This window comes from Curtobacterium sp. JUb34 (assembly GCF_003755065.1).
GTDB lineage: Bacteria > Actinomycetota > Actinomycetes > Actinomycetales > Microbacteriaceae > Curtobacterium.
Window position 1 is genome coordinate 565,910 of the sequence record NZ_RJVH01000001.1, and the last position, 22,070, is coordinate 587,979.

At 63.3% G+C, this 22,070-nt stretch carries 19 protein-coding genes and 1 pseudogene; 10 read left to right on the plus strand and 10 right to left on the minus strand.

The features are described from left to right. Positions 1-339 precede the first annotated feature (339 nt). The 4 genes from EDF63_RS02645 (at position 340) to EDF63_RS02660 (ending at position 5,878) form a co-directional block, all read left to right on the plus strand. Positions 340-3,876, plus strand: a complete 3,537-nt coding sequence (locus tag EDF63_RS02645) for an Ig-like domain-containing protein (RefSeq protein ID WP_148061704.1) — start codon at positions 340-342, stop codon at positions 3,874-3,876. A gap of 89 nt (positions 3,877-3,965) precedes the next feature. Continuing rightward, positions 3,966-4,430 (plus strand): DUF3060 domain-containing protein, encoded by a 465-nt coding sequence (locus EDF63_RS02650; protein WP_123310965.1) that lies wholly within the window; start codon positions 3,966-3,968, stop codon positions 4,428-4,430. Positions 4,431-4,553: 123 nt separating this feature from the next. After that, positions 4,554-4,808 carry an Ig-like domain-containing protein gene (locus EDF63_RS02655; protein ID WP_123310967.1) on the plus strand — a complete coding sequence of 85 codons (255 nt, stop codon included), beginning with the start codon at positions 4,554-4,556 and terminating at the stop codon, positions 4,806-4,808. A gap of 71 nt (positions 4,809-4,879) precedes the next feature. Beyond that, positions 4,880-5,878: an LCP family protein gene (locus EDF63_RS02660; RefSeq protein ID WP_123310969.1), complete on the plus strand. Its 999-nt coding sequence runs from the start codon at positions 4,880-4,882 to the stop codon at positions 5,876-5,878. 241 nt (positions 5,879-6,119) lie between these two features. Here EDF63_RS02660 and EDF63_RS02665 read toward each other — a convergent pair whose 3' ends face one another. The 6 genes and pseudogenes from EDF63_RS02665 to EDF63_RS02690 form a co-directional block, all read right to left on the minus strand. Further along, positions 6,120-6,794 (minus strand): NeuD/PglB/VioB family sugar acetyltransferase, encoded by a 675-nt coding sequence (locus EDF63_RS02665; protein WP_260232953.1) that lies wholly within the window; start codon positions 6,792-6,794, stop codon positions 6,120-6,122. After that, positions 6,791-7,468 (minus strand): sugar transferase, encoded by a 678-nt coding sequence (locus EDF63_RS02670; RefSeq protein WP_260232954.1) that lies wholly within the window; start codon positions 7,466-7,468, stop codon positions 6,791-6,793. The genes EDF63_RS02665 and EDF63_RS02670 overlap by 4 nt, the downstream gene beginning before the upstream one ends. Continuing rightward, entirely contained in the window at positions 7,455-8,594 is a 1,140-nt protein-coding gene (locus EDF63_RS02675) for a DegT/DnrJ/EryC1/StrS aminotransferase family protein (protein WP_221180516.1), read from the minus strand. Before EDF63_RS02675 ends, EDF63_RS02670 begins: the two co-directional genes overlap by 14 nt. 119 nt (positions 8,595-8,713) lie before the next feature. Next, the gene (locus tag EDF63_RS02680; protein ID WP_123310975.1) at positions 8,714-9,907 is read right to left on the minus strand and encodes a glycosyltransferase; all 1,194 of its coding nucleotides are present in this window, start codon (positions 9,905-9,907) and stop codon (positions 8,714-8,716) included. A gap of 36 nt (positions 9,908-9,943) precedes the next feature. Next, positions 9,944-10,732 (minus strand): glycosyltransferase, encoded by a 789-nt coding sequence (locus EDF63_RS02685; protein WP_185021256.1) that lies wholly within the window; start codon positions 10,730-10,732, stop codon positions 9,944-9,946. Further along, positions 10,729-11,763: pseudogene (locus EDF63_RS02690) on the minus strand (UDP-N-acetylglucosamine 4,6-dehydratase family protein); the annotation flags it as partial. The pseudogene EDF63_RS02690 and the gene EDF63_RS02685, both read right to left, overlap by 4 nt. A 172-nt stretch (positions 11,764-11,935) precedes the next feature. On the opposite strand from EDF63_RS02690, the gene EDF63_RS02695 reads away from it, so the two are divergent. The 5 genes from EDF63_RS02695 (at position 11,936) to EDF63_RS02710 (ending at position 18,024) form a co-directional block, all read left to right on the plus strand. Next, complete coding sequence (locus tag EDF63_RS02695) at positions 11,936-13,228, plus strand: hypothetical protein (protein ID WP_123310981.1); 1,293 nt, start codon at positions 11,936-11,938, stop codon at positions 13,226-13,228. A 92-nt stretch (positions 13,229-13,320) separates the two neighbouring features. Next, positions 13,321-14,772, plus strand: a complete 1,452-nt coding sequence (locus tag EDF63_RS18590) for an O-antigen polymerase (protein ID WP_185021257.1) — start codon at positions 13,321-13,323, stop codon at positions 14,770-14,772. Next, on the plus strand, positions 14,681-15,697 hold the full coding sequence (locus EDF63_RS02700) for a glycosyltransferase family 4 protein (protein ID WP_185021258.1): 1,017 nt from the start codon (positions 14,681-14,683) through the stop codon (positions 15,695-15,697). The genes EDF63_RS18590 and EDF63_RS02700 overlap by 92 nt, the downstream gene beginning before the upstream one ends. 45 nt (positions 15,698-15,742) lie before the next feature. Continuing rightward, positions 15,743-17,161 (plus strand): polysaccharide biosynthesis tyrosine autokinase, encoded by a 1,419-nt coding sequence (locus EDF63_RS02705; protein WP_123310985.1) that lies wholly within the window; start codon positions 15,743-15,745, stop codon positions 17,159-17,161. A gap of 218 nt (positions 17,162-17,379) precedes the next feature. Then, complete coding sequence (locus tag EDF63_RS02710) at positions 17,380-18,024, plus strand: GntR family transcriptional regulator (RefSeq protein ID WP_123310987.1); 645 nt, start codon at positions 17,380-17,382, stop codon at positions 18,022-18,024. Here EDF63_RS02710 and EDF63_RS02715 read toward each other — a convergent pair. From EDF63_RS02715 to EDF63_RS02725, 3 genes are all read right to left on the minus strand, one after another. Beyond that, positions 18,021-18,617: a GntR family transcriptional regulator gene (locus EDF63_RS02715; protein WP_123310989.1), complete on the minus strand. Its 597-nt coding sequence runs from the start codon at positions 18,615-18,617 to the stop codon at positions 18,021-18,023. The genes EDF63_RS02710 and EDF63_RS02715 overlap by 4 nt on opposite strands. 203 nt (positions 18,618-18,820) lie before the next feature. Beyond that, positions 18,821-19,579: a tyrosine-protein phosphatase gene (locus tag EDF63_RS02720; protein WP_185021259.1), complete on the minus strand. Its 759-nt coding sequence runs from the start codon at positions 19,577-19,579 to the stop codon at positions 18,821-18,823. A 143-nt stretch (positions 19,580-19,722) separates the two neighbouring features. Continuing rightward, the gene (locus tag EDF63_RS02725) at positions 19,723-20,208 is read right to left on the minus strand and encodes a nucleoside deaminase (RefSeq protein ID WP_123310993.1); all 486 of its coding nucleotides are present in this window, start codon (positions 20,206-20,208) and stop codon (positions 19,723-19,725) included. A 430-nt stretch (positions 20,209-20,638) separates the two neighbouring features. On the opposite strand from EDF63_RS02725, the gene EDF63_RS02730 reads away from it, so the two are divergent. After that, the gene (locus EDF63_RS02730; RefSeq protein ID WP_123310995.1) at positions 20,639-20,953 is read left to right on the plus strand and encodes a hypothetical protein; all 315 of its coding nucleotides are present in this window, start codon (positions 20,639-20,641) and stop codon (positions 20,951-20,953) included. A gap of 188 nt (positions 20,954-21,141) precedes the next feature. Here the strand turns inward: EDF63_RS02730 and EDF63_RS02735 are convergent, their stop codons facing one another. After that, positions 21,142-21,948, minus strand: a complete 807-nt coding sequence (locus EDF63_RS02735; protein WP_123310997.1) for a hypothetical protein — start codon at positions 21,946-21,948, stop codon at positions 21,142-21,144. Positions 21,949-22,070 lie beyond the last annotated feature (122 nt).

Here is a 22,070-nt window from a genome sequence, read left to right on the forward strand (position 1 = left end):
CCAACGGCACGTCGTCCGCAGGCAGGTGCTCGAGGCAGCGGCGCAGCCCACGGCGCCGCTCAGCACCTTCGGCCCCCCACTGCCGGGTAGGAAGCGAGATGCATGCTTACTCGAGCTCGAAAGCTTTGCCCGACTCGCCGTTGCCTCGGCGACCAACAGCCACGGGCGCCAACGAATTTGGTCATATGTGACATGTCCGACGTGGAATTTCGTCCACGACTACTCGGAATTTGGTGATCTAAAATACCGAGTGATAGTGTGTATCCGTAAGTTGCCGACGCACCGGCCTCCGCCTCACCCCGAGGCGGCTGGCGTCGTCGAAGCGATTGGATCCCATTGATGAAAAAGAAGAGAGCGCTCGCTCAAGCCAGTGCTGGAGCAGTCGCCGTCGCGACAGTTCTGGCCGGAGTCGCGATCGGCCCCGCGGCCGCACGCGCCGCCAGTGCCGGTCCGCAGGCATTTATCTCCTATGCGGGAGGAACTTCGGGACATGTCATGCAGGCATTTAAGGCAAATGCCGTCGTAGAAACCAGTACCTTCGCGGAAGGTACGCTCACTCAAGTCCCCCAGCCGGGGCGTACCGGCCAGATTCGGCAGGGCGATCTTTGCCTCACGGGCACAGATATTAAGGGGGGCCGTGTCCTCGCGACCAAGTGCTCGGATGCCGAGAGCCAGCTATGGGCTGTCGGCCAAAACGACGGGAATCTTTACTACAGGGGTAAAGGCGCGAACTATGATTATGGTATCAACATCATCGGTGCCCAAACGGCCGAACTGTTCTTGACTGCTGGTCAAGCCATGCGCGTGCGCTCTGAAGGGTCGGTTGGCTGGTTCCACGCGTCGACGGCCGACAAAGACACACTCTCGCGGAGCGCAACGATTTCTGGCGGCGGCATGCCAGGCTCATGGGTGAGCGTCGGAGACGGCTCCCAGGTGCAAGTCGCCGCGGACGGCACTTGGGCGGCGAAGGTATCCAACCTGAAGCTGGGCAACAACAAGATCGCGCTGGAGCATTACACCGGCAAGGATCTCACGGCAAATACGTCGGTAACGGTCACCCTCAACGCACCCCAGGCGATCCTTGCCTGGAAGGCTGACCCGCTGAATCACAACCTGCAGGAATTCACTGCAGGCGCCAACGCCTGGACCGTCAAGGGCAAGACCGGTACAGTCACCCAGGTCCCGCAGCCGGGCTACCCCGGTCAGGTGCGCCAGGGTGATCTCTGCCTGACAGGCACCGACGCTCCGAAAAACACCTGGATCACTGCGACTGACTGCTCGGGCGGCGAAAACCAGCAGTGGAACACGACCTCGGAAGGCCGGCTCCTGTACGCAGGACCCGGCGTGAATAAGGGTTATGGCATCGGCATCAATGGCTCCGACTCGCGCGCCGAACTGCTTCTCTTGAAGGAAGGTTGGATGCAAGTAGTGGCGGACAGCTCGACGAACCTTTTCGCCCAGGATTCCCACGACGATGATCTCGCGAGCCGATCGGCGACCTTCAAGGGCCGGGGCGTGCCTGGAGCATCGATCACGCTCAACGGCGGCAACACAGTCAAGGTTGCCCGTGACGGAACCTGGTCTGCAACAATCACGGGTCTCAAGCTCGGCACAAACGCGGTCTCGATCGAGCAGCTCGAGGACCACGGCATCCGCACCGCGAAGGCGGACTCAACGGTCAGTTTCGATCCGACCGAGATCAAGGCTGAGGCCGCGTTCCCGACCGACATCGCGAAGGACCTGACGATCTCGGGTTCGGCGCATGCTGGCGCGAAGGTGGAGATCTACAACGCTGCCGGCAAGCTGGTCAAGACCGTTTCAGCGGATGCTGCGACGGGGAAGTTCTCGGCTGGTATCGCCGCGCCGAACGCCGGCGGGAAGCAGACGTACACCATCAAGCAGGTCCTCCAAGGCGAAACCGCAGCAAAGACTTTGACGGTGACCGCGGACTACGGCAACGCCGTGAAGATCACCTCGCCGGAGAACAACGTCGAGCACGGCGGTGGGCAGCTGGTGTTCCGTGGAACGGGCGAGCCCGGTTCGACAGTTGACCTGCGCAAGCAGGGCAGCCAGAACATCGTTGCCTCCGGCACGGTCTCCAACTCCGGAACCTGGAGTGTTACGGTCGCGAACATCCCGGCGGCTGACGCTGCCTACAGCGTCACGCAGAGCTCAAAGGGCGCCAACACCACCACCTCCAACGTCACCCTGCTGTTGACGGCCACTGGTATCAAGGCTGAGGCCGCGTTCCCGACCGACATCGCGAAGGACCTGACGATCTCGGGTTCGGCGCATGCTGGCGCGAAGGTGGAGATCTACAACGCTGCCGGCAAGCTGGTCAAGACCGTTTCAGCGGATGCTGCGACGGGGAAGTTCTCGGCTGGTATCGCCGCGCCGAACGCCGGCGGGAAGCAGACGTACACCATCAAGCAGGTCCTCCACGGTGAGACCGCTGCCGGTACCGTCACGGTGACCGCGGACTACGGCAACGCCGTGAAGATCACCTCGCCGGAGAACAACGTCGAGCACGGCGGTGGGCAGCTGGAGTTCCGTGGAACGGGCGAGCCCGGTTCGACCGTTGACCTGCGCAAGCAGGGCAGCCAGGACATCGTTGCCTCCGGCACGGTCTCCAAGTCGGGAACCTGGAGCTTCGCGGCGGCGAACATCCCCGCGGCCGACGCTGTCTACAGCGTCACGCAGAGCTCAAAGGGAGCCAACACCACCACCTCCAACGTCACCCTGATCTCGACGGTGCAGTACCAGCCCATCACGGTCACGGCCCCGGAGTCGGGCTCGCAATTCGCACCGAACACCTCGGTGCTGTTCACCGGCAAGGGCACCCCTGGCGGTACCGTGACGCTCACTCCGACTAACGGTGCCGCTGCCGTGTCCACCACTGTGGATGATGACGGCAACTGGAGTATCAACCGATTCCTCGGCAACGGCCCCTACACCTTCGACGTCAAGCAGGTCGCGGCAGGCCAGACGAGCCAGGTCAACGGGATCGCTCTGACCCCGAAGTCGGCTGCGCCGATTGATCAGCCCTTCACCGTCACCAGCCCCGCCACGGGATCGTCCGCGGCGAGCAAGGCTGTCGCGTTCACCGGTACCGGCGCTGCGGGAACCACAGTGCGGATCCACACCACGAACTTCACCTCCGCGGACATCACCACCGTCGTGAAGAACGATGGCACCTGGTCAGTGAACAAGTGGATCGGCAACGGCCCCTACGTGATCGACATCACGCAGGAAGGACGTGTCACCGGCGAACTCCGCGGGCTGGAGATCAACCCCGTCATCGGTATCGACAAGCCCTTCGCTGTCATCTCCCCCACCGCAGGTGATGACATCCGCTCGAAGGTCCAGACCTTCACCGGCACCGGCCGCCACGGCGAGACGGTGACCCTGAAGGCCATCAGTCCCGCCGGCCTGGCCGAGGTGAGCGGCATCGTCAACACGGACGGCACCTGGAGCATCAACCGATACATCGGCGACGGCCCCTACGCGTTCGACATCATCCAGACCAAGGACGGCGTCGAGTCCGGAGCGGAACGCGACTTCCGAATCAACCAGCCCGCGAAGGATGACAGCACCTCTGAGGGTAAGGATCAGCCCCTCGCGGTGACTGCTCCTGCCGATGGTGACACCTTCACCGCGAACACGCAGGTCGCCTTCACCGGCACCGGCAAGGTTGGCGCGACCATCACCGTCGCCCCGGCATCGGGCAGCGCAGTCACCACCACCGTGACCCGAGACGGTACCTGGAGCGTGAAGAAGTTCCTGGGCAACGGCCCGTACACCTTCACCGTCACCAGCACCCTCGACGACGCAACCGAAACGGTCCCCGGCAGCATCTCGCTGACCCCGGCCAAGTAACACCACCACCACCACTGGGCGGCGGCTCCCCCGGCCGCCGCCCAGTCCCCCTTCCACGCACGTCACATCCGAGTAGGAAGCACAGCCGCATGCGCACCCACACCCTCCCCATGGCCCTTGCGGGAGCCACCCTGATCGCAGTGGCCCTCACGGCTTGTAGCGGCACCACGCCTACGGACACCCAGTCCCCGAGCGGTGCGAAGAACTCGTCCCGCGCGAAGGCAGCAAGCCCCTCTCCCTCCTCGTCGGTTGGCGGTGTCGCGAACGAGACTGGCAAATGTGTCGACGGACAGGCAACCCCAACCGGGTCAAAGCAGACAATGACGATCGACGATTGCGACTTGATCGACGTCATGGGCTCGAACAACACGGTCAAGGCAGGGAATACCAAGCACCTCGTTGTCGAAGGCTCCGGCAATACCATCGTCGTTGCCTCAGCTACCGAAGTGACCACACTCGGCAAGAACAACACCGTCAAGTACCAGGGCGCTGAGCCTACTTTCAACGAGCGGTCATCTGGTAACAGTATCCAGCCAAAGGTCATCAAGAAGTAGCGGGTACCCACGTGATATCTGCGATCTGCGATTCACGCCCAGTTGCGCGCCGGAGCCCATTCGACGGAATCTCTCTCCAGATGCGGACGAATGGCCGCTGAGGGTAAGGATCAGCCCCTCGCGGTGGCTGCTCCTGCCGATGGTGACACCTTCACCGCGAACACGCAGGTCGCCTTCACCGGCACCGGCAAGGTTGGCGCGACCATCACCGTCGCCCCGGCATCGGGCAGCGCAGTCACCACCACCGTGACCCGAGACGGTACCTGGAGCGTGAAGAAGTTCCTGGGCAACGGCCCGTACACCTTCACCGTCACCAGCACCCTCGACGACGCAACCGAAACGGTCCCCGGCAGCATCTCGCTGACCCCGGCCAAGTAACACCACCACCACCACTGGGCGGCGGCTCCCCCGGCCGCCGCCCAGTCCCCCTTCCACGCAGAGGAGCCGTCATGGCCGGTCATCGAGCGACACGGCGGCGCCGTCCTGTCCTGGTCGCAATCATCGCCATGGGCGGGACGCTGGTTGCTGTCGCGGTGGTGCTCGCGATGGTCGCAAGCAGCTTCGTCGGAGGGATCGCAAGGTCTTTTGAGACGCAGAGTGACACAATCGTCGACGCGTTTCCGGACGGCAAGCGTCCAGCGGCAACCGAGGACGCTCAGAACATTCTCCTGATCGGTTCGGATAGCCGCTCGGGCTCAGCCGATCCCGCAGATAACACGCCCGGAGGCCGGTCGGACACGTTGATGCTCGCCCACCTTCCAGCGGATCGGAAGACCGTGTACCTCATGTCGATCATGCGGGACTCGTGGGTCGAGATCCCTGGCCATGGTGAGGCAAAGATCAACGCAGCGTACAGCTGGGGCGGGGTCTCACTCACAGTGCAGACCGTGGAGCAACTACTGGACGTTCGCATCGATCACGTCGCCGAGATCGATTTCGCTGGCTTCAAGGGCATGACGGACGCCCTTGGCGGTGTCACCGTGCAGTCACCGAAGGCGTTCACAGCGCAGGGCCAGCACTTCTCCGCGGGGCCCAACCGTCTGCAGGGCGAAGCGGCGCTTGCTTTTGTGCGCGCACGGTCCCCCTTCGCCGACGCAGATCACACGCGGGTGCGGAATCAGCAGGCGTTCATGCGTGGTCTGGTCGAAGAAGCTCTATCTCGGGGCACGATCACCAACCCACGCCGCGTCCAGGACTTTGTGAGCGCAACAAGTGCGTACCTCTCTGTGGATCGTGAGCTGACCTTCCGCGCAATCGTCAGCCTGGGGTGGAGCCTGCGGCATGTGCGAGCGAGTGACCTCACCACGTTCACCATCCCCACAGCGGGAGGCGGAGTGTCCGCTGACGGCCAGTCCTATGTGGCCCTGAATAATCTTGACGTGCAGGAGCTCAGCAGCGCTTTGCGAAGCGACGACGTCGAAACCTGGGTGACGGCGAGCTCGAGGTAGCCAGCGCTTCACTCGAGCAGACCGCGTCCGACGGGTTCGGGGTTGCTCCATCGTGCAATGTTTCGCGCGCCGTCCTGGCGTCAGTCCGGGGTAGCACGACGGGTCTCCCAGGTGATAGCGCACGATCCAGGCCGCTCTCATGGTCGCTGGCTTCGGGGCAGGGACGGATGCTGCGTGCCACCGTCGAGAACGCCGTCGGTGGAGTCTCCGGGTATCTGCCGTCGTCTCGTGCTGCTTCAGCTCAGCGCGCGGGCACGCCCTTGACGACGGCGCCTGGGTCGACATCGCGTGTGACGCATGCCGCTGCTCCAACGGTGGAGTTCGAGCGGAGGATGATGCCCTGCAGGATTGTCGCTCCCGCGCCGACCAGCACGCCCGTCTCGATCGACACCGATCCTGATACGACCGCTGCGGGGTTGATCGAGACAGACGGTGCGGTCACCGTGTCGTGTCCGAGGATCGCACCAGCACCGACATGGGTGTGTGCGCCGAGTTGCACATTGGTCGAAATATGCACTCCAGCGCAGATGACAACGCCAGCTGCGAGTTTGACCTGAGACCCGATAGTCGCGGAGGGATGAACGGCGGTCGCGGCCTGACGGCCGGCAAGGGGTGCTGCGGCCACGAGGCGTTGGCGGACATCAGGGGCACCGACTGCCAGCACGTATTGCACCTCCGGTGGTGCCGTTGCTGACCACTCTCGAAGCGTACCGAGGTAGCGCACTCGGCGTGCCGCGAGTCGGTCGAGGTCGATCGCGCGAGGGGCGTCGTCGACAACACCGAGCACAGTCGGCGCGGACGGATCCGCATCGAGCACGTCGAGGGTCTCCCGTCCGAACCCGCCTGCACCAACAACAACAACGTGCTCGACCGAGCGGTGCTGGTCCTTCGATGTGAGGGGTGAACGGTGAATCACGTGTTGGCGTTTGTCAGTGGGTCGCCGGCATGGTGCACCAGGCGTGACTGCGCGGCGGCGGTTCGATGCATGATGAGGGACTCGCATGTTGCCTGACCGACTGCAGAGATGCCACTTCGACGAATGACGACCGCAACGGTGCGAGCGACCACATGCAGGTCAGTGTGAAAACCGACCGTATCGACGTACTCAACGTCCCAGCGCAGTCGGTCGTCCCATGACGCTAGGTTCCGGCCGCGCACTTGGGCAAGGCCGGTGATGCCAGGCCGGACCGCATGCCGGCGAGCCTCTGTTGGTGAGTAGTGCTGGAGATACGCAATGGGGAGCGGCCGCGGGCCGACGATGCTCATCTCGCCTCGGAGCACGTTCACGAGCCCCGGGAGTTCATCGAGGCTTGTCGATCGAAGGAACTTGCCGAAGCGGGTGAGCCGCTGCTCGTCCGTCACCAACCCCTTCTCCAGTGCAGGATCGAGCATCGTTCGGAACTTCAGGATGCTGAAGGTGCGTCCGCCAAGTCCCGCGCGCTCCTGGCGGAAGAGCACGGGCCGGCCGAGCGCGACTAAGACAGCGAGCGCGATCGCTGCAATGAGGGGCGCGAACATCACGAGAGCGACGCTGGCAGCGACGACATCGACGGCCCGTTTCGCGCGAGGTCCGGGATTAGGCGTCGTCACGGTGCCTCCTAAGGGAGGTGCTGAGTGAAACGCAGACATGATTGAGCTGGTCGGAGGTCATACCGGAGCCGCTCGGGAGCGAGAGTCCGCAGGCAAAGAGGGTGTCCGCGACGCCCGAGACGAAGGCGAGGTCGTCGGCGAACACCGGCTGCCGGTGCATCGGGTTCCAGAGCAGCCGCGCTTCGATGCCGTCAGCGTTGAGGTCGGCAAGGATGTGCCGCACGTTGTGGTCGGAACGCGGATCCACCACGATAGAGGTGAGCCAGCAGTTGTCCTCGAGGTCGTCGGCGCCGCCAAGAATCTCGACGCCGGGGAACAAGCTGATGAGTTCGCGGTAGCGGTCACGGGTTCTTCGGCGACGGGCGATCATGCCGTCGAGTCGGGCAAGCTGGCTCCGGCCGAGCGCGGCGAGCACGTTACTGAGGCGGTAGTTGTACCCAATCTCGGCATGCTCGTAGTGCGGCACAGGGAGTCGGGCTTGCGTTGCGAGCTGGCGGATCTTGGACGCGGCCGCCGCGTCGTCGGTGAGCACCATGCCACCGCCCGATGTGGTCATGATCTTGTTGCCGTTGAACGAGAACGCGGCGGCGAAGCCGAATGACCCGACGGCGCGTCCCCGGTACGAGGCGCCTGCTGCCTCCGCGCTATCGGCCACTACCGGAACGCCATGTCGGTCGGCCACCTCAAGAACTGCAGCGTAGTCGACGCTCTTGCCGTAAATGTCGACCGGCATCACCGCGGCGACGACGACACCGCCCGCGCGGAGCTCGGACAACGCGCGGTCGAGCAGCATCGGGTCGATGTTGCCGGTATGCGGATCAACATCGACGAAAACAGGGCGAGCACCGGTGTAGGTGATCGCATTCGCCGTTGCGGCGAACGTGAAGGTCGATGTCACGACGACGGTTCCAGCGCGGACACCTGCCGCGATGAGGCCAAGGTGCAAGGCGGCGGTACCTGATGCGACCGCGATTGCATGGCGGACTCCGACGCGCGAGGCCATCTCTGACTCGAACGCGTTCAGTTCTGGGCCCACTGGAGCGACCCAAGCCGAGGCCATCGCCCGCGCAACAGCCGACCGGTCAGCAATGGAGATGTCTGGGGCGGAGAGGTGGACCCGGTTCACCGGACTCCAATCGAGAGGACGCTAAACACGTCAGTGCAGAATATATTTACTTCTACCCTATAACATCCGTACAGCAATGAACAGCCCTGATGCGCGTGAGTCCCCGTGACGTACTTGGCCTACGGGCGGGCGATCCGTGTTCGTACGGCACGGTGGAGTGCGACATAGAAGTGGCGGTAGCGACGGCGCACCGTTTCCTGCGTGAAGGCGCGAGAGATCATTGCGGACGCCTCAGTAGTGAGCGCGGAGCGCAGCGGTTCGTCTGTGAGGGCTCGTTCGAGCTGGGATGCCAGCCCTGCGACGTCGCCGATTTCGACGAGAAGTCCGGTGCGCTCGTGAGTTACGACATCGACAATCCCCGTTGCACGAGTAGCGACGACCGGAATGCCGGTGGCCATCGCTTCGAGCAGCACTGTGCCGAGCCCTTCTCGGTGGGAGGGCAGGCAAAGTACATCGATTGCTGCGATGTACTCAGCCGGGTCAGGGACGGCGCCGGTGCGGCGGACCCAGCGCATGGCGAGGAGTGCTTGTGTGCGTTCGGGGAGCGCACCAAGGCCTTCATCTGGGCCCACGAGGACAAGTTCCGTGTTGGCTCCGCAGCGCCGCAGCCGGGCGACGGCGTCGACGAGTTCGACGATCCCCTTGTCGGCGTTGAGGCGGCCCACAAATCCGATCAAGGGAACCGACTGGTCTACGTCGAGCTCGATACGACGCCGCGCACGGACAATCTCGTCCGCTCCGAGGCGCGCACGACGACGTTGATCGACGCCAACAAACGCGCCGGGGCCAAGCACGCGCATCCGGCTGACGGGGATCCCGAGCTCGCTCGATCGAGCGCGAAGGCTTGGGCTGACGGCGACGGTCACCGTGGAGATGCGTGCCACCAGCCGTTCGAGCAGTACCAGGGTTCGTCGGGCAAGCCCTTGGGTGGTTTCCAGGCGAAGGCCGTGCAAGATCTGCACGCGTCCGGGCGTCATTGTGAGCGTTGCCGCGAGTGCGGTGAGCAGCGCGGCCTTCGGGGTGCCGTAGATCACGAGGGATGGTCGAACGCGGATCAGCAGCCTGAACGTGGCGACGAGCGCGTGAAGATCTCGCAGTATGGATGGGTCGCGAACGACCGGCAGAGCATGCGCGTGAACACCTTCGCGCCTTGCGACGCGTTCGAGACGTCCTGTGTCGGCGGATGCGATGGTGACGGGTGCCAGTTCCGGAACCGTGGCCAGATCCTGCAAGGCACCGTTCATGAGGATGTCGAGGCTGATGTCCGAAGTCGTGACAATGAGCGTGCCGCGGCGAGGGCGAAGAAGCAGCATGAAGTCTGGTGCCCTTCTGTTCAGGGTTGGAGTGGCTTATCGGGCGGTGAGGTACCGCGGCCTCCGGAGACGGGCATGTCGAAGCAGCTGTGCCACCGTCCACAGCGTGTTCTCGGCATGCTGGCTCGCTGCGGAGCGGCCGAGGGAGCGAGCGAGCCGACTTCGTGACGCCAAGACACACCGTGCTGCTGGGCCGATCGGACTCGTTACCCTGCTGTGCATTCCGTCGTGAACGCGGTACGCGACCAGCACGTCGGGTATGTTCGCGATCTGACCGACGCGGGCGATTCTCAACCAGAGGTCGTAGTCCTGCATCCGGTTGCACCGCTCGTCGTAGCCGCCCACGAGTTCCAGCGCGCCGCGCCGGATCATCACGCTGGAGTGCACGAACGCGTTGCGCCGTAGGAGCGCGGCGGGGATCGCTGCGGTCGGCACCTCAACAAGCCCGGTGGGGGCCCCAGACGAATCGATGACCGCGGCGTAGGAGCCGAGCAGGACAAGATCGGGCCGGCTTCGAAACTCAGCAACTTGGCGCTCAAGCCGTTCAGGGGACGCCACGTCGTCGGCATCGAGCCGTGCAATGAAGGGCGCTTGGGCAGCAGCGACTCCGGAGTTAAGCGCTGCTGGCGTCCCGCGGCGGACAGCGTGTTGAACGACGGTGATGCGACTGTCATCGGGGATGACATGGTCGATGTCAGCTATGCCATCGAGTACGACGACGATCTCGATGTCACGCAGTGTCTGCGTGAGGATCGATTCGAGAGCCTGCTGGAAATGTTCGTTGAGCCAGACGGTGGGGATGACGACCGAGACCGTCGGGGTCACGATGCCACCGGATAGTGCTCGGCCTGTGCGGACGCGGTAGCCGTCGCAGCCGCGTCGTATCGCCACTCACGGTCTGCTGTGGTGGGATCCAGTGGAGGCACAATAGCGTGAGACACGCGCGGGTGTACTGGTCGGTGCGCACGCTCGCCAGTTCCGATCAGCTCTTCGTGAAGCTTCTCCCCGGCGCGGAGCCCGGTGAAGACAATCTCGACATCGCGTCCGGAGCGCTCGATCATCTGCCGCGCCACGTCAAGGACTCGAACCGGCTCTCCCATGTCAAGGATGAGCACCTCGCCGGCACGGCCGAAGGCGCCTGCCTGAATCACCAGCTGGCACGCCTCTGCGATCGACATGAAGTAGCGAGTTGCGTCCGGGTGGGTGACCGTGAGGGGCTTGCCTTGCTCGAGCAGGCTTGCGAAGAGCGGGAGCATCGAGCCCCGACTTCCCAGCACGTTGCCAAAGCGCACCGACACGTAGCCCTTGCCCGTGGTTGCGCCGAACCACGCTGTGAGGCGTTCAGCGAGTCGTTTCGAATGGCCCAGAACGCTGGTTGGATTCGCGGCCTTGTCGGTCGAGATGTTCACAAACGTGTCGACGTCGACGAGCTGGGATGCGCGAAGCACGTTGAGCGTCCCGAGAACGTTGGTCTTCCACGCTTCGCGGGGGTACTGCTCAAGCATCGGGAGATGCTTCAGCGCGCCCGCGTGGAAGACGACGTCGGGGCGCCGCTCGAGGAAGATCTCGACGATCGCGTCAGCGTCGCGGATGTCGGCGAGGACGACCTCGCGCGTGTCGAGCAGGCCGTGCCCGGAGATCGCGAGCTGCGCCTGCTGCAGAGCGGTTTCATCTCGATCCACAGCTATCAGTTCCGCGGGCTCGAACCGCATGATCTGCCGACACAGTTCACTACCGATCGACCCGCCAGCGCCCGTAACTAGGACACGGCGCCCACGAAGCGCCTTGGCGCCCAGGACCTCGAACTCGGGCCCGACATCGCGCGGCCCCAGAAGCTCCGCGGGATCGATCGGCCTCGCTGCGCCACACGAACAAGCAGTGGCGGGGGCTTCAGGCTGGATGGCGAACACAACGACTCCTAACGTTGACATGGTTACACACATGCGTCAACGATGATGAGTATTGCATATCAGACAGGTTTATGCCTACTCTACTGGTCTGCTCCTCCCCGACCCGGAAGCTCCCTCGATGTCAACCACCCTTGCCCGCACCCGTGCCACCGCGGCGCGCACAGTGCATCTGCTCGCGGTGACGGCCCCGAGCATCGGCGGTCGCGGCGGGCAGTTCCTCATGCTCACGCTGTTGGCGACCTTTGTGACGCCGGCGCAGTACGGCCACTTCGTCGTGCTGCAATCGCTCGTGGTCGGGACCGCAAGCATCCTCGGATCCACAAGCGCTGTGACGGTCAACGCCGCGACCTCACGGGTTCCCGGCGTGCAAGACGTTCCCGTGCTGGTCATGATCCCAGTGATGCTGCGCGGACGGCTTCGGGTGCTCACAATCGGCGCCGTGTGCGCCATGGTGATCGTTCCTGCCGGAGCTGTACTCGTGACGGGGGTGTGGCCAACAGCGACGGAGCTCGTCGGCCTCGCGGCCCTCGGGCTCGGTAGCGGTGCGCTGCCGGTCGGCGATGCCGTCGTCGCGGTGGTCGCTGGCAGTGGCCGGTATTTCGGCGCGTCCGTCATCGATGCCACCCGTGCACTCGTCGGAGCGGCTGCAGCCTTCTCCGGAGCGGTGCTGTTCGGACCCATCGGCGGGGGTTTCGGCTTGATCGTCGCCGATCTCGCCCTCCTAGCGGTGATAGCGGCCGCCGCCGTCGCGGCAGGACGGTGGGGACCCCCCGTTGACATCAGTGTCGCTCCCCCCCGCGAAGGCATGGTGGCGGGCATCATCGCCAACATCACAGGTCAAGCCGGCGCGTGGATACTGCTCTTCGGAATTCAGCTCGTTGGCGGACCAGGGGCGCTCGGGGTCTACGGTCTCGCGAACCGGTTCGCTTCGGTCGTCACCCTGGCGCCGGTGTACTTCGGCAAGACGGTCATTGGCCAGCTTCGCGAAGACGCCCCAGCTGATCGCAGGTGGAGCCCCAAGGGATTCTTGATCATGCTCGCCGGGGTGTCTGTCGTCGCGGCAGTTCTGGCATTCACCGTTCTGGTCCTCGGGTTCCCGAACCTCATTCATGGGTACCCCGGGCTCCTTCCCGTCACCATAGCGATGCTTGCCGCGACCGTTCTCCGAGCTCTCCTCATTGGTATCGGCTACATCTGCGTCGCACGGCGCCGCTGGCGTACCTGGGTCGTGGCAGATGTTGTGTCGCTCATCGTCACTGCTGCGGGCGTCGGCATCGTATGGGGCACCGGAGGGGGGCTGATCGGCATGGTCCTCGTGTTCGCGTCTGGAAACGCCGCCGGGGTCACCGTCCGGCTCATCGGTGGGCGACGACGATCCGTCATATTCACCGGCACCGGCACGACGCAATGAGCAGAACTACCGACGGTACCAACCGAGTGGACCCAGTCGACGCGAGCCGTCGATCGCTCATCGTGATCGTGGCAGGGACGTCCGTGGTCGGGATGACCCTCGCGGCACTCGCTCCGGCGGTGGTCGGAGGTGACCGGGCCATTCTCACGCTACCGACACTTTTTCAGAGTGCGCTTATCCTTCTGTCGACAGTAACGTTGCTGACATTGCGAACCGGTCTTCGCGTCGACGCGCTCATGCTGTTCATCATGTGGGAGACGCTTCGTGGATGTGTCGCGCCGGTCATCTTGATATACGTCGGACCAGCTGACTCCGGTTTCTACTATCGCCTGGGGACATGGGCGGATGCGCGCTCCGTCTTGTTGCTCGGAAACTTGTTCTTCATCGTAGTCGTCGTCGCTCGGGTCACCCTGGCTACGGTCGAACAGAGCCGCCGCAGAGGCCGCGCAGCAGTTTTACCGGCGACGTGCGAGAAACTCACCTCGGGCGGAATACCTCCATCGGCTCTAATTCTCCTTGGTCTCATTGGGCTCGCCCTTCGATTCCCGTCATTTTCTGCCGTCAGCGGGTTTCTGGCCGGCGACGTCGATGCGCTCCAATCAAATGATGTCATCGCCGCTTCTGGACTACTCCTCGCATCGTTGTACCTGCGCCCGCTACTCGTTGTCGGCCTGGTCATGGTGATCTGGAAGCGGTACCAGGAGAAGCGGCGTATCTGGCCGATCGTGCCCGTACTGCTCATATCCGCCATCTTTGCGCTCGCGTCATACGGACTAAATCGCGGGACCGTGGCCTACGCAGTAATTGCGCTCGTACTCGTGTTCTTCGAGCGCTCTATGCGAACCATCCGACTTTCCGCCTCCTTTGGCGGGATTGCGCTCCTTGGTTCGTTCTTCGTCGTCGTCGGATCGTTGCGCTCATCGCTGTGGGTAGGCCGGTCGGGGCTCGACTCCGCACCATTGGACGTTCCGTCGGTTCTGCGGTCAGTCCTCAGCTATGCAGGCTCGCCCCTGCAATTGAGTGCAATCGTGCCAACCGTCGAGCAAGCGTCGCCGTTTGGAATACGGAGCTTCGCGCTGTCATTGCTCTCTCCACTCCCGGGCGCACCGGATGTGTCGAGGAGTCAATCTGGCATGGCCGTATACAATAATATTGCCTATCACAGCTATGTGGGTAAAGATCAGCTGCTCCCGACTTGGTTTGAAGGCTGGCTCTCGTTCGGCATCGTCGGCGTGGTGATTATCGCGATACTGACAGGCGTCATGTTTGCTGTGGCCGATGGTCTTCGCCGAAATCTTCGCACTCCGCTCGGGCTCTACGGTGCGACGATCCTCACAATCTGGATTGCGCAAGCCGGAGTTACCGGAACCAGCGTCATCGAACAGAACATCCTCAACTTCGCACTCCCTCCCCTGGTCCTGGCCGCCATTGGTCAGATTCGAAAGGCTCCCGATGAAACTCCTCATGCTTTCTGGAATCTTCAGCCAAAGCGACGAGTACCGCGCCACGCACATGGCCGAAACTCCGGACACTCTCCTTGCTGATGGGTTGGCCGCGGCTGGCGTCGACGTAACCACCGCTGCTCCGCACTTTCGCGGCGATTGGAGCCGATACGACGTCGTACACCTCAATCACCTCACAAACGCTTGCGTTCGAGCGCTCCTGCCGAACCGCGGCCCGTCGGGACGGACGAAGATCGTCTTCACGCATCACACCAGCGGGTGGAAACCGTGGAAGTTCCGAGTCGTTCGAAACCTTATTGAACGCCGCGCGGACAGCGTCGTCGTCTTCTCTGATGATGAGCGCCAAAGACTCGGCGGACGTGTCCCTGCCGGCAAGATCGACATCATCCCGTCTGGGCTCGCCGTCGAGCGTTTTGACGTGGCCCGACGCTCCCGCCCAGTAGGCGACGAGCCACTCCAGCTGCTGTACGTCGGACAGTTAGTCGAATTCAAGCGGCTGCATCTCGCGCTCGAGCTCATGCATCGCCTCCTGCGTGCGGGCCAGCCCGTTCGCCTCCGGATCATCTCGCATCGCGAGACGCTCCGCCCAGAGCTCATGGCCGAGGCAGCGCGCCTCGGGCTGACCGATCTGGTGGAGTACCTCGGCACTCGGACCCGTGACCAGATCGGTCACGAAATGGCGAAGTCCCACTTCCTCGTCCTGCCGTCATACCGCGAAGCGCTCTCAACGGTGACCAGCGAGGCTGCAGTTACTGGTCTCCCCGTGCTGCTGTTCAACGTGAGCGGTTCTTCGGACCAGGTCCCGATCGGGTGGGAGCTCCCGGACATCAATGACACCGAACGCTTCTTCAACCTGGCACTCGAGCGCACCCAAAACTACGACTGCGTCGAGCGACTCTGGGCCCGGAACGCAGCAACGGTGCGTGCCCATCTCTCCGTCGACCGCATGGTCGATCAGCACATCGACTTGTACCACCGGCTGACCATGACACCCACTGGCGTATAGACAAAGTATCTGACATACTTTGAGTTCTTCAGTTGATTGGATACGATGGACATCGAACGGATCGCGCACCTCCTGCGCCGTGGGTGGATTGCAATGATGGTCGGCGCCCTACTGGGCGCAGGCTCCGGCGCGGCGCTCGCCTACGTGACAGTGCCGGAGTACCAGGCGAGCACACAGGTGTACGTATCTGTCACAGGTGCCACTAACTCATCCGAGCTCGCGCAAGGTGGCACTGCCGCCGAGCAGAAGGTTCAATCATTCGCGAATGTCGCGAAGAGTGCGCGAGTGCTGGAGCCGGTCATTCGGCAACTTGGACTTCACGAGTCAGCCATCGAGCTCGCGCGGCGCGTCAGCGCGCAGACGCCGATTGACAGCGTGATTGTGACGATCTCGGTCGTCGATCCTGACCCTGATCAGGCGGCACGGATCGCAAACAGCGTCGGGTCGAGCCTTTCAAAGGTCATCACCACAGAGCTGGAACAGCCGACCGCTGACGGCGTCAGCCCGTTCCGCATCGAAACCATCCAGCCTGCCATCGCGCCCACGCATCCGACGTCACCTCGAGTGGCCGTCAATCTCGCCGGCGGGTTGGCGCTCGGGCTTACTCTTGGCCTGGGGATCGCAGTGCTACGAGCTGCGCTGGACACGCGCCTGGACAGCCGCGCTGCCGTCGAATCTGTCATCGGGGCCCCTGCGATCGGGGAGATCGCCTTCGATAAGTCGGTCCGGGACCAGCCGTTGGTCGTACTGCACGACTCAATGAGCCCTCGAGCGGAAGCCTTCCGTCGGCTGCGGACGAACCTTCAATTTCTCGACGTGGGTGGGAGTCGCCGCAGCTTCGTGGTGACGTCGTCTGTGCCCAGCGAGGGCAAGAGCACGACGGCCGCGAACATGGCGATCGCGCTCGCGGAGAGCGGCATGAAGATCGCGTTGGTCGACTGCGATCTCCGCCGGCCCCGCATTGCAGAAATCATGGGCCTTGAGGCCGCCGCGGGGCTCACCGATGTCCTTATCGGGCGGATGGAACTTGAGGACGCACTGCAGCCGTGGGGCAAAGGCGAACTTCAGGTCGTGCCCTCAGGTCAGGTTCCGCCGAACCCCACAGAGCTTCTTGGATCCGCCGCCATGGAGGCGGTACTCCGGGAACTTGAATCACTCGTCGACGTCGTGATCATTGATGCACCGCCGCTACTGCCTGTCACCGACGCGGCGATCCTTGCCGGGATTAGCAGCGGCGCAATTGTGGTGGCCGCAATGAGGCGGACCACTCGGAAGCAGCTTGAGGGCGCGTCGGCTGCGCTCCGCGACGCTGGGACGAAGGCGCTCGGATCAATCATGACGATGGTGAGAGTCAGCCGCTCAGACGCCTATTCATACAACTACCGGTACCAGGGGACGCGGCGGCCGCACGTGGATCCGGTAGAGCCCCTTGAGTCGGCAAGCCGGCCGAGCGGCTCCATCTAGGTGAGCCCGCACCGAGAATTGGCATCGTGAGCTGGCCCAATAGTCGCAAGCTCCCGCGGTCACCCGAGGCACGGGCAAGAGACGTCGTCGAACCCAACCCAAAGGCCCTAGCAAAGGACGGTGCGAAACCGTGAGCTTTGAGTAAATACTACATTTGAACACCTGACACTCAATATCTGCCAGAATGGGCAGTCGAGTCGAGGTTTTACCAGTTAGAGATGGAGACCAACTTGACGCAGAACGCACAGTCCTTAATGGACCGCCGCTTACTCTCCGATCAGGCGTACGACGTCCTCTTGAGTCGAATCCTGCAGGGGCAGATGGCGCCAGGACAACGCATTTTCGTCGACACCATCGCCGACGAGTTGGAGGTGTCGCGGACCCCCGTACGGGAAGCCGTGATGAGGCTTTCGTGGATGCGGCATGTGGTCGTGGAGCGCAACTCGCGAACAACGGTTGCTGAACGGCCGGAAAATGATATGCAGCAGCGTCTTGCGGTTGTGGGGCAACTCGCTGAGCTTATGGTGAACGACTCAGCGGTCTCTCTCGCTGAGCTCGCAGAGGCCTTCGACGGTGACGACGACATCGACACGTACCTGTCAGGAGTCGCGTGCCTGATCCGGGAAGCACCCAATCGCGCAGCTGCGAATGTGGCAGCTGATTACGTCGCGGAGCTGCAGCTGTACCTAACCGTGGTCGAGAGCGGAGAAACCCTTCCCCACTCTCGACCCGGCCGGGACGACTGGGACCCCTTCATCGCCTTCCGGTCGGCGTGCGCCACTGATGACCGGACTGCTGCGATCGCAGCGCTACATGAATGGTCCCGTTCACTCATCGCCCAGTTCGGCCCCGCTGAGAGTTAATCGTTTCTTGGCGACGTCCTATCCGCACCAGCTAAGGCTTCAGCGTGGGCAAGGATGTTGCCCCAGTTGATCTCGGAATCGTCATGCTGGAGGTGGAACTGGGCCTGACCGCGCACGCGTTGCTCCGCCTCCGCGATGAGCGGATTTTGCACCAGGGCCGCGAGGACTCCATACCGCTCGTTGAACTCGACCTGGGCCGTTCGGTCGTGCTCGCGCAACCGGGGCAGGAGCGACTCCATCGCCAGCCGGCCTTGGTGGAGCTCGTCAGCCGGGACGCGATCGAGGTGTTCAAGGACGAAGCGCCGAATCATGTGCATGTACTCCGCCGCGCGTGCATACGCCTCGGGCGACCGGAACGGGATCTGCGTGAATCGATTGGGTCGCATCTCGACAAGTCCATCGGCAGTGAGGCGACTCAGGGCCTCGCGGATGGGAGTGCGCGATACGTCGAGCCACTCAATGAGCGCCTCGTCACTCAGCCGCTCCCCGGCTTCGAGCTGGCCGCTGAGGATCTCCGCACGGATGCGCTCGTAGACGACATCTCGAAGCAGCTTTCGGGAAGGACTATCAGGTTTGGGCTTCGGCACAGGCATGCGCCCAATATACCAAATTGCTCATCGGTCAGCGCAGAAAGTTTCACACGTCAGCGCCAGAGTGCTGCTGCCACTGCCGCCGCCGCCGCATGGCACCCAGCGGGGACCGACGTACCGCTTGGGTACGGCGTAGCGCGTGGGTACGGTCGAGCCTGACTGCCGCTCGCTGAACATCGAACGCGACTCTATGTCACCTGCATGCTCTAGCTCGCTTCATGGTCTTCGAGGAACTCGCCGCGCAGAATCGTCTGGACGCGGTGGCTGATTCCGATGTGTTCAAAGTACTGCGCCATGCTGCCATAGCGATCTGTGATGGTTTCGACCAGTCGTAGCATCACTGATGGCGGCGACATTGTAAAAATTCCGGTCGCTTCCGGGGGGATGGTCATGCCCAGTGATTCGAATCGTTCGATGACTGTCGCAATCCAGTCCGCGTTGAGCTGCGCTTCGCTCTCTGCATATCCTGCGATCACGTCGTTGAGCTGGATACCGAGAGCGAGCTGAAGGAGCGCTACGACGACCCCGGTGCGATCCTTGCCTGCGGTACAGACAAGCACGACGGGACTTTCAACATGGGTGAGGGTGTCGAACACTTCCCGCAGCCCGTCAGCGGCGTTTTCGACGATGTCTTCATAAAACCACTCAAGCGTTAGAAGCGGATCAGTGCTTTCGCGTACTGCTTTCGTGGCACTGCCGTCGAGGTCTACTACCAGGGGGACTCGCACCTCGGCGATCCCAAGACCGGCCAGATCATTTGCCCGCAGGGACATTTCCTCCGCGGTACGGAGATCGAGGACGGTGTATACGCCAAGGTCGTGCAGGTGCAAGCGTCCAGGAGCACCAATCTGATCGAGCCCCGCCGATCGGTAGAGGCTGCCCGGCCGCAATCGTTGTCCATCTGCGGTGACGCCCGTTACCGCACGGAAGTTTACGAGCTCCCTGGGGATAGCCTGGTCAGTCACCTTGAGCCTCTTTCGAGTAGACACGGACAGAAATATCCAACGTCGTCTAAATGTACGCTCGAATCGTAGCGCGTGAGCTTGGAGTCTTGGACTGGTCGGGGGGAGCAGCTTGCGGACGAGGCTATCTGCGCGCTGTCGACAGGTTAATCGCTCCAGAACCCCTGATGCGGGGCCGCCGCTTCGCTCTCCAAGTGGGGACCAGAAACAGTGATGTTACGACCACCATCGGCGAAGACAAGCCTGCAGGGATGCTTGAGGGTGGAGTTGTCCGGGTGATCGCCGGTCAGCTCGCGAAGGCCTGTCTCAGAAAGCCCGTAGACGACCGTACCGATGCCGGACCAGTAGATGGCACCAGAGCACATAGCGCAGGGCTCACAGGACGTGACGAGCGTATAATCTTCAAGCTGATCGCGAGGAATAGTGCGCGACGCCTTGCTGACCAAGTTCGTTTCCGCGTGGTTTGTGACGTCACTCTCCGTCGTAACGGAGTTTTCCGCCTCGAGGGCGACTGAGCCGTCGGGTGCGATGAGCACGGCACCGAATGGGTGATTGCCGTGAGCGCGAGCACTCCTTGCTACCTCGATAGCGTGACGCAGGTAATGTTCGTACTTCCGAGTCTTGGTATCCATGATCTAATCATGCCATATTTTGCATCCAAACGGTTGCCGGGGGCTACCTCCTGCTCGTCACCGCGGCGAGTGCGGAACTGGCCGTACACAGCACGCCTTCGCACCGCGGCTCCACTTACCTTCCCACGGGTCTCACCAGCGCGAGGGGACCCGCGGAAGATCGGGCGGATCGCCTTGATCAGCTCGGGCCGACCGCCTGCCGCACGCATGACGGACGCCCGCCCCTTCGGCCGTTGCGAGGAAGCGTCGCCGACCTCCTCTCAGCTCCGCGGTCCGTTCCCGATGCGGAGCGCAGATGGTGGCGGTCGCCACGGCCGCGACAGCGATCGCAGGACTCAGCGCTGTCGCCATCTGCTCAGGCGGGACCAAGCTCCCAGCGGCACCCGCGAGGATCCCCGCGGTCCTCTGCACCGCTGCGGGAGGTCCAACGGTGAAGGAGATCTTCCAGAGCATCGCGAAGATCTGCTCGAACAAGAAGTACGCCAGCAACTCCGGCTACCAGACCAAGATCGGCCCCGGTGGCGGGAAACGCTTCGAGAAGACCGCTCGGAAGAACTGCAGTACGGTCGATTCGATGTTGTTGAAGTTCATCGCGGTACCGATCATCGTCCTCGGCCTGATCGGATTCCGCACCGACACCAGTTGGTGGTTGCTCGCCATCCTCGGAGCGGCCTCGGCGCTTGCTCTCATCGCAGGTGACGCTCTGATCCTTCGCCACAAGCGGCGAACGTCTCCACGCCGATAGACACTGCGGGCCAAGGAGAGCCCGAGCACCGACCGATGCTGGGGGCTCTCCTAGGTGTGCCACGATCAGCTCTCCCAGCGTCGACGAGGCCCACACGTACGAGAGGCCCCTCCACTGAGGAGGGGCCTCTCGTGGTTGATGCGTTATCCCGGGATTCGGCAGATCTGCCAGCCTTCGTCCGGGTGCTCCTAGTCGGAGTCCGCGACGATCCTCGTCGGAGCCACACCGGCGTCGAGGTCCGCCGGGGTTCCCCACCAGAGCGCGTGTTGGTCCGACTGGGTGATGCGAACAGGTTCGTTCATGAAGAGCTCGCCCTCGCGGTAGAGGTAGACCTCGTGGTTGCGCGGGATCGCAGTCCAGTCGGCGACGTCGTCGTGCTTGTCGAGGAACGGCTTCGGACCGCTCAACGATCCCGCTCCCCACGCTCGCGGGTGGAGCCCATCGCCTTGGTCGCTGCCTTGCGCGCCTTGGCGGCACCGCGGGTGGATCCGACGGCGGCGCGGGGATGCTTGGCGTTGGAGACCGCCGCCGAACTTGCTACCGAAGTGGATGCCCATCGGATGGGACCCGTCATCGAGGCTGGCGTCGTGGACGATGTCGGCGATCGCGGTGGTGAGGGCTCGATCGTCGCTGCGCAGCGCGGCGGTCGTGAAGGTGGCGTAGCCGCCGACAAGGAGGTGCGTTGTGAGAATCGGCTCGAGTGCACTGATCGAGTCGGGATGCTCGACGTCGACCAGCCAGCCCTCCGCGGGCTGGCGGATCAGCAATGCGGCGCGGTCGTCTCTCCAGGATCGGGGCAGTGCACCGGTCTGCATGAAGGATCGCTCCTCCCAGTCAGCCGCAACGTCAACGAGAAACTCTTCGAGTGTGAGTCCTAACGCTGCAGCGTCGACCTCGAGGGCGCTTCCGGTCCCCAGCGGCAGCTTGAAGCTCGAGAGAACTTCAGCCAGCGCTCCAGTGCGCGAGCCCGAGGTGTAGAGCGTCTCAGTGCCCACTGCGTCATAGCGGCCCCAGCTAGAGCGCTCAGTGTGGTTGTCACCAGCGTCGTGGCGACTCGGCGCGGATATCGGGGCGTAGGTGTTCTACAGGCGAGTGGGCCTGGCACACCAGATCCGAC